The following is a 14,655-nucleotide window of genomic DNA, read 5'->3' on the forward strand; positions in this document are numbered from 1 at the left end:
AGTCTTAACTACCTTTTTCGCCTTTCTCCCGCGAAGGGTCATACACCCGGGTCAGGTCGCCGCCGAGGCGGAAGGTCTTGAACGGTTGCATTTCATGCTTGCGTTCCAGCACGTCCTCGGAGCAGGTGTAGAGGCTGCAGAACGGTTCGAGCCAGGCGAATTTCGAATCGATCTTCAGATCCTTCATGTCCTGCTCGTCGCCGTTCTTCTCTTCGAAGATGTCCGGGTCTTCCACCCCGGCCAGCACCCGGTCGCCCAGTCGCTTGAGGGCGCCATTGTTTTCCTGGCGCAGGTCCACGCCGTTGACCTGGGCAAAACTGGCGATCATCGCCAGCGGCGGCAGGGCATAGTTGTGGTAGGACAGGGCGCGTTGCTTGCGCTTGAGCTCGTTGGGCAAGAAGCCTTCGGCGTCTACCTGGTTGACGCCGACCTTGTATTCCTTGACGGCCCAGTCGAACAGGTCACGACGGTTGGTCGCCACGGCGGTCGCCATCACTGACCAGGCGGCCCAGTACGAGTGGTTGTTGGTCTTGTCCAGCGGCAGGTTGTCCCAGTCGCTGACGACCTGGTCGGCCATCTTGCTGAACCAGCTCTCGATCAGTTGCGCCTGTTCCTGGTGATTCGCCAGCGGGCGCGACTCGGAGAACTTCAGGCGCACATAGGCCGAAGCCATGCTGCCCAGCGCCCATTTGCGCATGGACTTGCCGGTGTGGTTGAAGTCCTTGGACATCAACGCATCGGCCTTGGCCCAGGCGGTCAGCCAGTTCAGGGTGCATTCCAGTTGCTCGGGGCGGCCGTCGCGCATGAACTGCATGACCTGCTTGCTGATGCCGCGCTCGATCTTGGTGATGTCGGCAGTGCTGTCGCGGAAGGCTTTTTCCGACTGCACGTTCAGCGTTGCGCGAGCCTTGTCGGAGCCCTCGTACTTGCTGCGAAACTGCAGCGAGCCGGTGTAAGGCGTCGGCACGGCTTCGCAGCCCTGGCCGCCGGAGCCTTCCTTGACCTTTTCAATCGGTGCGAAGTAGCCCTGCGGCGGGCGCAGTGGAGCCGCCGCCTGCGTGGCCCCGGCGAATATCGCCAGGGTCAGCAGCGATGGCGCCAACAGCGTTTTCAACGTTCGGGTGCGCATGGTTCTGGTCATGAGACGAGACCTCATTGTCCGATTTGAGCCGTTTGTTGCTCGGCTTGCGGAGATGCATTGCGTTTGCAGACTTTCGCTTCCACTTGCAGTGGCTCTTTACCGGCTTCAGGACCCTGGACTTCTAGAGCCAGGAGGTTCTGCGAGGCCCAGTCTTCGTCGGTGCGCAATTGGAAGGCGAAACGCCCGTCGGTTTCGGAGGTGTTCGGTTTTTCGATCTTGATGTCCTCGTGGCGCCCATTCATGTACCAGAGGGTGGCTTGCAAGGTTTTCACCGAGGTGTCGGTGAAGCGGATGTCGATCTGGTGACTGCCGTTACGCAGGTCCATATTCTTGCTGTTGACCATCAATTCGTTCTTGCCCGGCTTGAGCTTGGCCTTGCTGCTCATCAGCGCCGGCTTGCCTTCGCAACCGTTGTTGTCGAGCAGCGCCATCATCTGGCGATAGATGGTTTCCTGGTCCAGGCGATACAGCGGCGAGAATTCCCAGATGAGAATCTTCGGCGGATTCTTCTGGAACTCTTCGCTGCCCAGGTACTGGATCATAGCGCCCTCGAAACCGCCGCCCGGGAAGGCCACGTTGAGGATGTCGGCGCCGATGGCTTCTTGCAGGAAACCGGCGAAGTTGTAGTTCTTGCCGCTGTGGCTGGTGCCCACGAGGGTGATCTGCGGATTGCCGGAATCACCGAACAGGTCGCCGTCGCCAGCCTCGCCCTTGGGCTCGGTGGTGAACTGGTCCATGTACTGGATCGCATAGCTGGTGCCGCAGAGTTGCCCGGCCATGTTGTGCAAGGTGCCGGTCTTGCCCATGCGGCCAGACTTCTTGGTCTCGAATTCCTGCTTGGGAATGTCAGCGAAAGCCGGGATCTGCTTGACCTTCTCGGCCACGATCTTCGCCGTGCGCTGGGCGCCGTATGGGGTCCAGTGCTGGTCGCCGCGGAAGTAGAAGTCGTGGGCCGGCAGGGTTTCGGGCAGGTTTTCGTTGGTCAGTGGCGACAGGTCCGGCACCACGTAACCCATCTGCGCGAAACGGCCGAGCATGGTTTTGTAATTGGCCAGGGCCTTTTCGTAGTCGAAGGAAGCCTTCTCCTGCGGGTTGAGCTTGTTGCGGTTCACCAGGCCACGGGTCGGCTGGTAGACGATTACCAGCTCGACGCCTTTTTTCTTGAAGGCGTCGTGCAGTTGCTGCATGCGCTTGTAACCGGCCGGCGTGGTATTGAACTCGGTACGCAGGTCTTCCTGAGTACGGAACAGCCAATCGCCCTGGGCCTGCACCAGCGTGGTGAAGTTCTGCTGGTAGCGCGTGGTGTAGTTCTTCGCGTCATGGGCAGCCGGGCACAGGTTGCAGCAGGGTTCGGCGGTAAAGGTCGGTGCTTTGACTTCATCGGCGCGCGCGCCGCTTGCGGCGGCGAGAATGCCGGCAGTCAGGGCGGACAGGCCCAGAAGTTTGATCATCTGTGGGTTCATAAAGGTCATTCCTCAGTCCCGCATTTCGGTCTGGCGTTCGACAGGGTCGATCAGCACGGCTTTTTGCTGGCGCACCAGCAGGTCGAGGATTTCGTCCTGGCGTTCGCCAAGGATCCCCGTGAAGCTGATGCCGCTGGATTTGGTCGGCGCGAGCATGGACACGCGGTACAGCTCGACACTCAATGGCGAGTCGATGGACAACGGGCCGCTGCCATTGCCGGCCAGTTCGCCACCGACCACGATCAAGGAGACCTGGGCGTCGAACGGGTCGAGCTTGATGTCCCGGTCAGTGTCGGAGAGGTCCTTGATGTGGCCATAAAGACCGGTCAGGCCGTTGGCCATGGACAGGTTTTCGTACAAGCGGATGTTCACGCTGTTACGAATCCGAATGCCGTGGCGCTGGTTGCTGATCACCTTGTTGCCCCACAACAGGTTGTCACCACTCTCATAAAGCGTGATGCCGTCGGTGTGGTTCTTGTAGATCTCGTTGTAGGCGATCACGTTGTTCACGCTGTTACGGTCGATCACCAGGCCCGAGAGTTTGTTGTCATAGCTGCGGTTGTTGAAAATGAAGCTGTCGTTGACCTCACGGGAAATAATGATCCCGTGCTTCTTCTTGGTCCCGTAGACGGTGTTGTCGGCAATGATCAGCCGATGGGAACGGTCGTGGGGGTCGATGCCGTAGACGATGTTGTCTTTGTAGGTGTTGCTCTTGACCACGAAATCGTTGGTTTCGTAGCAGTAGAAGCCGTACCACATGTCCGAGAACTCGGAACCGATGATCCAGCCGGTCGGTTCCGGGCGCTTGAGGACCTTGGCCATGTTCGGCGTGTACTGGGAAATACTCACCCCATACGACTTACTGTTGGCGTAGCCGAAGCTGGCCATCTTGGTGTTGACGATGTAGGTCTCGGTGCCGCCCCAGGACAGCAGGAACGGCCGGAACTCGTTGGCCGAACGGAACGTCGCGGGGCCGTTGTCCTTTTCACGCCAGCCGGTGACCTTGGTGTCGCGGATGAACATCCGGCCATCGTTGACCAGGAACGAGCCGCCCTCTTGGGACAGGCGCAGTTCCTGGGTCTGCTTATCGATTTCCAGGATGCCTTTTTCGCCCACGACAATCGGAATCCGCGCCAGGAAGACGCCTGGCGAAGTTTCCTTGAGGTACTGCTTGGGCACCTTCTTGACCAGATCCTTGAGGTTCATGTAGCCGTCGTCGATGAAGATGGCCTGCGGGATGCCGTGCTGGCGCACCACCCACTCGGCCATCTTGTTGTCGCCGCCGATGAAGTCCTTCAAGGCGTTTTCCTGCATCATCCGCCGCACGCTGACCTTGCCGGGCTTGCTGCGCACGATCTTCGCCGCGACCGCTTCGGCGGTGTAGCCGGAGAGGTCGGGCAGGGTCGGTGCGGCCAGTTCCAGCGGTGCGGTTGGCGCGCTGCTGACGGTGTAGGTCTTGGCTTGCTGCAGTTCCTTGACCACGTTGCCCGGCTTGACCACCGGTTCAACGTTGGCGAACGCCGACGAGCCGGCCAGCAGCATGGCTGCGGCCAACAGGCTGATCGAACCTTTCATCGCCTGGCTGTTCCTGAGGTAGTGGTTCATATCGGGCACTCCCATGGCCGTTCGCATCAGAAGCGCCAGATCACGTCGACAAAGGCGCGATGCATGTACGAATCGACCTCTTTGCCGTAGGCGTCGCCTGGCTTGAACACGCCGCCACGAAAGCGCACCAGCGCCGACGGCTCATCAATCGATTGACTCAGCGCAGCCGGCAGCAGGCCTTGCTTGAAGTACTTGGTGACGACCAGGTCGACTTCCTGGCCCAGGTCCTTGTTGCCGTCGCGCAGCGGCAGGGACGAGGTGGACAGGATCGCGCCGGTCACGTCATCGGTGTTGTTTTCCACGGCGTTGATGCCGTTGCTGCCCACTGCCTTGTTGCCGTCCACGCGCCAGAACTTGTGGTACACCAGGCTGGCGTCGTACTCGTCACGCAACTGCCAGGAACCGAACAGGCTGGCGCTCTGGGTGTTGGCCATTTCGCCGCGGAACGCCTCGCCGAAACGATGCACGCGCGAGCGGGTGCCGGTGAAGTTCGAGCGGTTGCTTTGCAGGCCGTTCTGTTCGTAGTCCTCGCTGGCGCGGGCATAGGCCGCACCGACTTGCCATTGCGGGTCGAGGCGCAGGCGGATACCCAGGTCGGTGGCCCAGCCGTCGACGTCGTCGCTGCGCTTGAGCTGCGCGGGGCGGGTGCCGTCGGCGTTCAGCGGGTTGACGGTGTCGCGGTCGCCGGTCATGCCGGTGACGCTTGCCCAGTAGTTGACGGTATTGGTGTTGCGCCAGTTGTAGGCGTCGCTGTTGGCTTCCAGGCCGAGCCAGGTCAGATCACCGTTCTGGGTCTTGTCCAGGGTGTCGGTGGCCTGGCCCGGGACCGGGTAGTCGAGGCTGCCGCTGTCATGGCTGTGGTGGGCACGGATCCCGGCCCATTGGCCTGGCATCCACTGATAGCCGACGTCACCGTAGACATGCATACGGTCCTTGTCCTGGGGCGACAGCTCCTTGAGGTCGGTGCGGTATTCGCTGAACCGCTCGGCGACGCCCAGGTTGGCGCGCAACAACGTGGTGTCGAAGGTCCAGTTCAGGGCTTCGATGTTGGTGTCGCGCCATTGCCCGTCGTCATTGCGCAGGCGTTGGCGGCCGAACTTCAACTGCTCGCCCGGATAAGGGGTCAGGCCCCGGTAGCCAATCCAGAATTCGCGCATGGCCAGGTAGCTTTTCTTGGCCTCGCGGTCGCCGCTGTCGGTTTGCTGGGTCGCGTCGTCCGACTGTTGCAGGGTGTCGGTCTCGATGATGTCGGTGGACGTCACGGCCTGGGCCATGGCATAGGCGCTCCACGCACCGCTTTCGCCGTAGACCCAAGGGCGCAGGTCGAGGCCGATGCCGTTGACGTCGCCACCACGCTGGGTGCCGAGGTCGCGGTCATCTTCGGACTGGCCGGTGATCTTCACTTCCAGGCCGAAGTTCTTGCTATCGGTCAGGGCCGCCAGGGTCGGGCAGGACCACAGCAGGGCAAACGACAGGCCAATACCAGCCTGTACAAAAGGATTGAGCTTCAAAAGCTTCATAGAGGTTCCTCGCCGTCATCTTCTTTTAGGGCTTGCAGTTCCAGCGTATCGGGGCTCATGGCGCCGCGAATGGCCTGCTCTTGTTGTAGCAGGCGTTGCGCTTGTGCAAGTTGTTCCGGCGGTAATTGTTCTTCGAGGGTCTGGGCAAGCTCGATGGCTTGCGGGGTGTTTTGCGCCTTGGCCAACTGGCTGAACACATAAGCGTTGACCGGGTTGGGCTTGGTGCCCTTGCCTTGGGAAAACAGCTGGGCAATGGCGTAGTCGGCGCTGTTCTGGCCGTTGCGAGCGGCCTTGAGCAGGTGATCCAGGGCCTTTTGCGAGTACACCTGGCCCAGGTAGCCGCGACGATAGATCTGGCCGAGGTAGTAATCGGCGGCCACTTCACGGCCCACGGCTTTCTGGAAATGCGCCTCGGCGACCTTGGCGTCGGCGGGTACCCACTTGCCTTCGTAGTACAGCTTGCCCAGCAACAGCTCGGCGCGCGGCTGGTCGGCGGCGCGGCCGTTTTCCAGGTACTGCATCATCTTGTCGACGTCGCCCAACTCAGGGAAATCGTAGAGCAGCTGCGCCAGGCTGACCCAGGAAGCAGGGTTGCCGGGCGCGATGCCTTCGAGCAGCGACTGAGCGGTTTTCTCGTCGGTCTTGCCCAGGCTGGAATCGGCCAGGACACGCGCGACACTGTCCACGCGCTGGGCCGAGACCACACCACGAGCGTGACCGGCCTGCATCTGCTTGATCAGCTCGGCCTGCTGTTCCGGCTGGCCGCGTTTCTGATAGACCGTGGCCAGTTCGACGTAGCAGATGTCGGTGGTCGCCAAGGCGGCCTTGCAGACTCTTTCCACTTCGTCCAGATGCTGGTCGTACGTACCCTGGGTGCGATAGAGCAGGATCTGCGCCAGGCCCGCTTCCGGATAACCGGCGCTGCGCCATTGGCTGATCTGTTGCTGCGCGTTGACGTTCGGGAAGCTGTGGGGATATTGCAGGTACAGCATCGCCAGCGGGATCAGCGTATTGCCTTCACCGTTGGCAAAGGCTTTTTTCAACAGGCCTTCTGCTTCGTGCTTTTCAGCTTCGGTGGAACCGGGCTTGGCCACCAGCAGGCGACCCAGGCGAGCCTGGGCGCGCGGCGAGATGTCGGCGGCGGCGCGGTAGGTCGCCTCGGCCTTTCTCATCTGCTCGGGGTCGCGGCTGTCCACCTGGATATCGGCCAGGCCCACCTGGGCCTCGCTGTAGCCCAGGTCTGCCAGTTGCTGATAGTTCTGCTGCGCCAACGCCGTGTCGCCGCGCTTGAGGGCTTCGTTGGCCAGGCGCTGGTCGGGCAGGCCGGCGCAACCGGCCAGGCTCACGGCCAGTGCCAAGGCGCAGAGGGTCCCCACTTGGAAACGGGCTTGCGGCGCATCATCCTGACCGCGTTGATCCTTTCGCGAGCTGGCTCGCTCCCACAGGCTCTGTGGGGTGTTAAGGATTTTTATAATGGTCACGGGCATTTCCTCGACTTAAAGACCGACGGCCATGGCTTTGTCGATCAGCCAGTTCAAGTTCGGGCCACGGTCGCTGACGACTTCCACCGGACGGCCGGCCAGCGCGCTGTCCAGGGCTTCGTCAGGCTGAATCAGCACACGGATATCGGAAGACAGGTCGGCGCTTTTCAGGCTGGTGCTGCTGACGATCTTGCCGGTGCGGGTGGCGTCTTCGCCGGCTACCTGGAAGCTGACCGGGGTGCCTGGACGCACGTCGCCGAACTGGCGATAGGAGAAACGTGCCTCGACGTTGGCTTCGGCGCCGCGAGGAACCAGTTGGAAGATCACGTCACCCTTGCTGGCGTACTGGCCGTTGGAAACCAGTTGCTGGGCCACGATGCAATCGCATGGCGAGGTTAGGGTGCCGGTCATTTGCTTGCCGAACAGTTCCTCGACCTTGGCTGGCTGCAGCTGGTTGTCGTCCAGGTGACCCTTGAGCACGTCGAGCATGCTGGTGCTGAAGGTCGCCAGCGGGGCGCCTTTGGCGGCCAGGCCGTCGGCCTTGACCAGGCTTTGCACGGTGCCGTCGCGCGGCATGGTGATGGCCATGCCCGGTACGTTGACGATGCCGGCCTGGGCGTGGCTGACGAAGTACATGCCGTACACCGACTTGAAGATGAAGCCGAATGCCGCCAGGCCGACAATGAAGATGCCCAGGCTGAAGGTCACGGCGCGCAGGCGACCGAAGGCGCTCATGCCACCGTTTTCATCTTTCTGCTTGCGAGCCTTGGTGAAGTTGTCGCGTTGCAGGGTCGCCAGCACATCACCGACGCCGACGATGTCGCCGGCCAGGTGCGAGGTGATGATGTGGCGCAGTGTCGAGATGTCCCGCGGCTCCAGGTTCTGGAACTGGCAACCGGCGCGGCCGGTCTGGCGGTCGTAGGAACGGATCTGCAATTCGACGTCCATGGCCAGGCCGAGGTTGTCGATCACGAACTGCAGGCGCGCCTTGTAGGTCTCGCCAACCTTGAGCGGCAGTTGGCCGGCGTTGAAGCACAACCCACCGGCGGACAGGTCGAGGACCTTGACTTCCATCGGCGTACGGTCGGGGCCGAAGAAGCGCAACTTGGCCGGGATTTTGACCCGGGCGTGTTGGCGTTGGGCTTCGGATTCATGCACTACGTTGACATTCACGGCGGTGTTCATAGGGGCGATTTCCTAGTTAATTCATTCAAGTCCGGTCAGACCATCGTCAGCAGCACGGCGACAAAGATGCTGCCGGCGGAGAAGGTCATGGTCCGAGACGACCAAGTGTTGAACCAACGTTGAAAGCTGGCGAGATCACGGGTCAGGTGGGTGGGCTGGCGAGTCCAGGATTGTTGATCGAGGCGGAAGAACACGTAGATCTTCACCAGCGCGCCGACGATCTGGTTGTAATAGAGAATCGCCGGGTAGGCCGGACCGATCCGGTGTCCGGAGCACGACAGCAGCAGCGTCAGGAGCAACCGCGTGATACCGATCCACAGCAGGTACACCAGGATGAACGCGGTGCCGTACTTGACACTGGCGATGATCGCCACGGTCAGGCCCAGCAGCGAGGTCCACATCGACACGCGCTGATCGAACAGCACGACCGAGGTGAACAGGCCCAGACGTTTCATGCCCAGGCCCAATGCCCGGGAGTTCTGCCGCAGGTTGTTCCCGTACCAGCGGAACATCAGTTTGCGGCTCGCCTTGATGAAGCTTTTTTCCGGCGGGTGCTCAACCGTGTTGATGGCGGCGTCCGGCACGTAGAACGTGTCGTAGCCCAGGCGCATCAGGCTGAACCAGCTCGACTTGTCATCGCCGGTGAGGAACTTGAAGCGGCCCAGGCGCCAGTGTTGCAGCGAGTCGCTTTCAACGTCGGCGATGAAGTCCGGGTTGGTCACGACGGTGGCGCGGAACACCGACATGCGCCCGGTCATGGTCAACACGCGCTTGGACAGGGCCATGGAGCACATGTTGATGTGACGCTGGGCGAAACGCAGCTTGTGCCACTCGCTCATGATGTAGCCGCCGCGCACTTCGCAGAACTCGTTGGTGGTCAGGCCGCCGACGTTGCCGAACAGCTGGAACCACGGCACGGTCTTGCGCACGACGCCTTCGGCCAGGACGGTATCGCCGTCGATCACGGCCACGACGGCACGGTCGTCCGGCAGGTGACGGGAGATGGCACGGAAACCGAAGGCCAGGCCGTCACGCTTGCCGGTACCGGGAATGCGCACGAAGTCCAGCTTGACGTGCTCTGGCGGGTTCATGCGGGCCCAGAGGCTCTTGACCAGCAGTTCGTCGGACATTTCCACGATGGAGCAGACCACGGTGGTCGGCAGCCCGCAGTCGATGGCTTCGCGGATGACCGAGCTGTAGACCTGGGCGGTGGTCAGCGCATCGATGCGGAAGCTGGTGACCATCAGGTAAACGTGGGACGGATCCGCCGCCTTGCCCAGCTTGCGCACTTTGCGGCGCAGGTGTGGGTAGACGATGTACAGGAAAATCATGCCGCGCACGAAATGCGTCGCGCCCATGGAATAACGCCAGATGCCCACGGCGCCGATCAGGAAGATGAAATCCTTCGATTCGGAGTCGAACGTGGACGTGGGCAGCGCCGTGGCGATGCCCATCAATAAACTCAAGTAAAACAGCCAACCGGCGGCCTGAAGCAGGCCGTGCTTTAGCCTGTGCATAATCTGCATCCGTCTCTATCTCGGGCGGGCCTTGTGGGCGGCCCGATGGGTTAAGGCAGGCGAAAGGCCGGCCGGGGCACGCCCCGGCCGGCTAACAGACTTACCAGCAGATGCCTTCGGTCCGGCCACTCGGGGAGGTGGCCTTGGACATGAAGCCAACCAGGTCGATGACCTGCTTGCCTTCCGGTACGTTCTCGGTCAGCGCGCGGAACTTCTCGTCGCGGTTACCAAGGATGATGATGTCGGAGTTGTCGATCACCGCGTCGAAGTCCGAATTGAGCAAGGACGAGACGTGAGGAATCTTCGACTCGATGTAATCCTTGTTCGCACCGTGGACGCGTGCGTATTCGACGTTGCTGTCGTAGATCTTCAGGTCGAAACCCTTGCCGATCAGCATTTCCGCCAGTTCCACCAGTGGGCTTTCACGCAGGTCGTCGGTGCCGGCCTTGAAGCTCAGGCCCAGCAGGGCGACTTTGCGCTTGTCGTGGCTGGAGACGATGTCGAAGGCGTTCTGCACCTGGGATTCGTTGCTGCGCATCAGCGAGTTGAGCAGCGGCGCTTCCACGTCCAGCGAGCCTGCACGGTAGGTCAGGGCGCGCACGTCTTTTGGCAGGCACGAGCCGCCGAAAGCGAAGCCTGGACGCATGTAGTACTGGGACAGGTTCAGGACCTTGTCCTGGCAGACTACGTCCATCACTTCACGACCATCGACGCCGACGGCCTTGGCGATGTTGCCGATCTCGTTGGCGAAGGTCACCTTGGTGGCGTGCCAGACGTTGCAGGTGTACTTGATCATCTCGGCGACAGCGATGTCCTTGCGGATGACCGGTGCGTCGAGTTCTTCGTACAGCGATTGCAGGACGTCGCCCGACGCTTTGTCGAACTCGCCGATGACGGTCATTGGCGGCTGGTCGTAGTCCTTGATCGCGGTGCTTTCACGCAGGAACTCAGGGTTGACCGCGACGCCGAAATCGACGCCGGCTTTCTTGCCGGAGCAGTCTTCGAGGATCGGGATGACCACATTGGCCACGGTGCCCGGCAGTACGGTACTGCGAACCACGATGGTGTGACGGGTGGTCTTGTCACGCAGGACAAAACCGATCTCGCGGCACACGGCTTCGATGTAGTTCAGTTCCAGGTCGCCGTTCTTTTTGCTCGGTGTACCGACGCAAATCATCGACAGGTCAGTATCACGAATAGCTTCGGCGAAGTTGGTAGTACCGCGCAGGCGACCCGTTTGAATGCCTTGCGCCAATAGCTCGCCCAGGCCCGGTTCAACGATCGGTGATTTACCGGCGTTGATCATGTCGATCTTGTCTTTGGCGACATCTACGCCAACTACATCATGGCCCCGTGCAGACAGGCAACCGGCACATACTGCACCGACGTAACCCAAACCAAATATGCTAATGCGCATCGCATTTACCTCTGTTTTCACGCCATCAAATGGCCGGAGTTAATAAGTGTTCAGCGGTCATCGCGCACTCGGAAGTGTGGAATGCAGGCGCCACAGTGCCGTGTGCAGGCATACTAAGTTCCGAGTGTCTAAATAAATGCACTCAAGTTGTGCGCAAAGCGGCCTAGTTGTTATGACCTGCCCTGTTATGCAGCCAGTCCTCGTTGGCGGGACGTTCGTGCAACGGTCGTTCACTTTCCGATTTCTGGCAAAAAGCCCACAAAATCAGAAGCTTGTGTGCTCGGGTGAGCACGTTATAGGGGCGCAGCCTTGGCCTTGTAGGGGATACAAATGGTGCTTTATCTCCCGTCCTTTTAAGGGTGGATCCAATTAGACGACCGTTTCGCTAAATTGTCGTGACAACTCGGTTACTTCGGACGACGTGCCACGTAAGTTATCTCGTACACACTCGGCGAGAATCGTTACGGGTGGTATGAGCCGTGCAATTTCACATAGTTCCGATCCGCTCATCGCCATTTTCGAAATTTTTCGAAATATTTGCCTAGATGGCACTGCTCTCAAATTGATAGCACGCGCGCTTTTGGCCTTTAGTTTCGGGGAGTTGGCGGGGGTAGATAGTTTTGTGCCACTACTGATGAAAAATTTCCGTGCCACTACGGAAAAATCTGACATTTGTCGAGTGAAAGAAAAGTTAGAGCAGGGGGTGTTTGTTTTGTTGACGCCAAGAAAGTGTCAAGTGCGGTGGGGAAGTGAGATGACATATAGCGGGATGATCGAGGCCCCTTATCGGGGCCCGAAACAGGTGTTGCGTTATTGCGGGGCGTGGTCGCGCAAAAAGACCAACTTGTTCGGGGAGGATTGTTCGGCGTTGTAACGATAGCCCTGTACATCGAAGTGTCTGAGTTGCACGGGATCGTTGATGCGCTGCTCGATGACAAACCGGCTCATCAAGCCCCGGGCTTTCTTGGCGTAGAAACTGATGATCTTGTATTGGCCGTTCTTCAGATCCTTGAACTCGGCATCGATGACGCGGGCTTTCAGTGCACTGCGCTTGACCGCCGAGAAATATTCATTGGAAGCCAGGTTCAACAGTACGTCGTCGCCCTGATCGGCCAAGGCTTCGTTCAGCCATTCGCTGATGCGGGTGCCCCAGAATGCATAAAGGTCCTTACCCCGGGCATTGGCCAGCTTCGTGCCCATCTCCAGGCGATAAGGTTGCATCAAGTCCAGCGGACGCAGCAGACCGTAGAGGCCGGAGAGCATGCGCAGGTGCTGTTGGGCGTAGTCGAAATCAGCTTCACCGAGGCTTTGCGCGTCGAGGCCGGTGTACACATCGCCCTTGAACGCCAGCAACGCCTGTTTGGCATTGGCCGGGGTAAACGCCGGGTTCCAGCTGCCGAATCGCGCGGCATTGAGGCCGCCGATCTTGTCGGAGACGTGCATCAACTCGCTGATCTGCGCTGGCGAGAATTCGCGCAATTGTTCAATCAGCTCTTGGGAGTGATCCAGGTACTGCGGCTGGGTAAAACGCTCGGTGGCCGGCGGTGTTTCGTAATCGAGGGTCTTGGCGGGGGAAATCACCATCAGCATGCAAACGTCTCCTTTAAGGGTGCGGCGATTCTAGGGGGTTGTCCGGGTGGACTCCAGCTATTGAGGTGATAGGGGATGGGTGGTGGGCGGATGGATTGCAGAGAGGCCCTTGTGGCGAGGGAGCTTGCTCCCGCTCGGTTGCGCAGCGACCGTAAGATCCTGGGGCCGCTGCGCCCGAAGCGTCGGACCGACCCAGCGGGAGCAAGCTCCCTCGCCACACAAGCAGGTTCGCCAAGAAGGATGCGGTCACAGGCCAGTGCCGCACCAGATCAGCTATCATCCCGCGCGGGTTTCGTTATGGAGCATCCCTTTTGCGTATCGTCCTTTTACTGTCGGCCTGGTTGTTGAGCCTCGGCGCTTTCGCTGCGCCCAACGACGTCGCAACCCTGGACCGCAGCACCTGGCCTGAACAGCTCACCAGCCCGACGCTGTTCGATGTGGCTTCGCGGGCCGAGGTCCTGATGTTCGCCCGGGTATTGCTGGATGCCGATGCCATGGACGAAATAGCCCTCAAGCAATACCTGGGGCTGCGCTCGGTCAATATGGTCGCGGTGAACGCCTTGCGCGCACGGCTATGGCAGCGCCTGCTTTCGAGCTACAACTTCGCCCAGCGCAGTTGCACGCTGGATGCCTCCTTCTGCTACCTGGTCGAGGACATGGCGACCCTGCGCGAAGAAGCGGCCCGGTTCCGGCTCGACGACAATTCCTATTACATCAAGTGGGCCGAGCCGAGCCGGATCTTTCATACGCAATACCGCGACGAGCTGCTGCGCAAGGCTGCGCTGTTTCCCCAGGTCAGCAGCGAAGTCGAGCGTTTCGGCGATTACGAGCGCAACGGTGAGCAGATGAATGACCGACTGTTCTTGCTGACCTTCGACAGCGCTGCCAACGTCGCGCCGGACCACACGCCATGGCTGACCGAGTACCTGCGCAAGTCGAACATGAACGGCACTTTTTTTGTGCTGGGCAAGGACATCCAGGCGCGCCTGACAGACGGCTCGGCAAATGATCTCCAGACTCTGTTTGCTGGGCAATGCGTCGGGGTGCAGGGCTGGGAGTTCCGCTCCCACAGCCATTGGCAGGACTGGCAGGACTCGGTACGGCGCAGCGTTGACCTGGTCAAGGGCAGGCTGCCGGAGAATTACGTGCCCCTGTTCCGTCCGCCACAGGGCCAGCGTCGAGGCGATGCCCAGGCATTCTTCAGGAACCAGGGCCTGCAAGTGGCGCTATGGGATATCGATCCCCAGGACAGCACCAACCGCCTCAAGCCCGAGCAGAGTGCCCAGCGCGCGCTGACCTTGATGCTGTTGTGGCGCCACGGGGTCATCAACTTCAATGCCAAGCAGGACGCGGTGAAAACGGCGCTGCCCTGGCTCGTTACGCAAACGGCGCAAAGCGGGATCGGCTGGGAAGAGTGTCAGGACGCGTTTCGCTGAAAAAAGGCAAAAGTCCCGTAAACATTGGGCGGGGCGGGAATCGGGTCGCGCATTCAGGGCGACCGGACTTCCGACTTTAACGGCGCCGGGGCACTACGCCAAGGGTTATTCGTCACTCTGAAAAATAAACTTCAAAAAAGCGTCAAAGTGCTTTTTCCTGTCATCGTTTTTGGAGTATCAAGAAGTCAGACCGCCGAAACCTGCAACACAGGTGGCGTCTTCCAAGACCCAGATTGTGTGCAGTTCACCCCAAATCCTCGCGGGTGAATTCGGTGGCTACCTCGAGGCGCAGCACTGTCA

10 protein-coding genes are annotated in these 14,655 nt (G+C 60.4%); 1 reads left to right on the plus strand and 9 read right to left on the minus strand.

Going from position 1 to position 14,655, the window contains the following annotated elements; all coding sequences use genetic code 11:
- Positions 1-4 precede the first annotated feature (4 nt).
- From M1E16_RS04840 to yaaA, 9 genes are all read right to left on the minus strand, one after another.
- The gene (locus tag M1E16_RS04840) at positions 5-1,129 is read right to left on the minus strand and encodes a mannuronate-specific alginate lyase (protein ID WP_434631474.1); all 1,125 of its coding nucleotides are present in this window, start codon (positions 1,127-1,129) and stop codon (positions 5-7) included.
- 23 nt (positions 1,130-1,152) lie between these two features.
- Positions 1,153-2,604, minus strand: coding sequence for an alginate O-acetyltransferase (locus tag M1E16_RS04845; RefSeq protein WP_434631471.1), 1,452 nt, complete (start codon positions 2,602-2,604; stop codon positions 1,153-1,155).
- Between the two features lie 12 nt (positions 2,605-2,616).
- A complete protein-coding gene (gene algG / locus M1E16_RS04850; protein WP_434673588.1) occupies positions 2,617-4,209 on the minus strand; it encodes a mannuronan 5-epimerase AlgG in 1,593 nt (530 codons plus the stop codon).
- Positions 4,210-4,235: 26 nt separating this feature from the next.
- Positions 4,236-5,720, minus strand: a complete 1,485-nt coding sequence (locus tag M1E16_RS04855; RefSeq protein ID WP_305501346.1) for an alginate export family protein — start codon at positions 5,718-5,720, stop codon at positions 4,236-4,238.
- 5 nt (positions 5,721-5,725) lie between these two features.
- Positions 5,726-7,210: an alginate biosynthesis TPR repeat lipoprotein AlgK gene (gene algK / locus M1E16_RS04860; RefSeq protein ID WP_434569717.1), complete on the minus strand. Its 1,485-nt coding sequence runs from the start codon at positions 7,208-7,210 to the stop codon at positions 5,726-5,728.
- Positions 7,211-7,225: 15 nt separating this feature from the next.
- Positions 7,226-8,395 (minus strand): alginate biosynthesis protein Alg44, encoded by a 1,170-nt coding sequence (locus tag M1E16_RS04865; RefSeq protein WP_305496605.1) that lies wholly within the window; start codon positions 8,393-8,395, stop codon positions 7,226-7,228.
- A 35-nt stretch (positions 8,396-8,430) separates the two neighbouring features.
- Positions 8,431-9,912, minus strand: a complete 1,482-nt coding sequence (gene alg8, locus M1E16_RS04870; RefSeq protein WP_370870998.1) for a mannuronan synthase — start codon at positions 9,910-9,912, stop codon at positions 8,431-8,433.
- Between the two features lie 100 nt (positions 9,913-10,012).
- Complete coding sequence (locus M1E16_RS04875) at positions 10,013-11,329, minus strand: nucleotide sugar dehydrogenase (RefSeq protein WP_305496603.1); 1,317 nt, start codon at positions 11,327-11,329, stop codon at positions 10,013-10,015.
- An 810-nt stretch (positions 11,330-12,139) separates the two neighbouring features.
- On the minus strand, positions 12,140-12,919 hold the full coding sequence (gene yaaA, locus M1E16_RS04880) for a peroxide stress protein YaaA (protein ID WP_434673589.1): 780 nt from the start codon (positions 12,917-12,919) through the stop codon (positions 12,140-12,142).
- A 311-nt stretch (positions 12,920-13,230) separates the two neighbouring features.
- On the opposite strand from yaaA, the gene M1E16_RS04885 reads away from it, so the two are divergent.
- Positions 13,231-14,355, plus strand: coding sequence for a polysaccharide deacetylase family protein (locus M1E16_RS04885; RefSeq protein ID WP_434625914.1), 1,125 nt, complete (start codon positions 13,231-13,233; stop codon positions 14,353-14,355).
- The last annotated feature ends 300 nt before the right edge of the window (positions 14,356-14,655 follow it).

This window comes from Pseudomonas sp. Z2-11 (assembly GCF_054161305.1).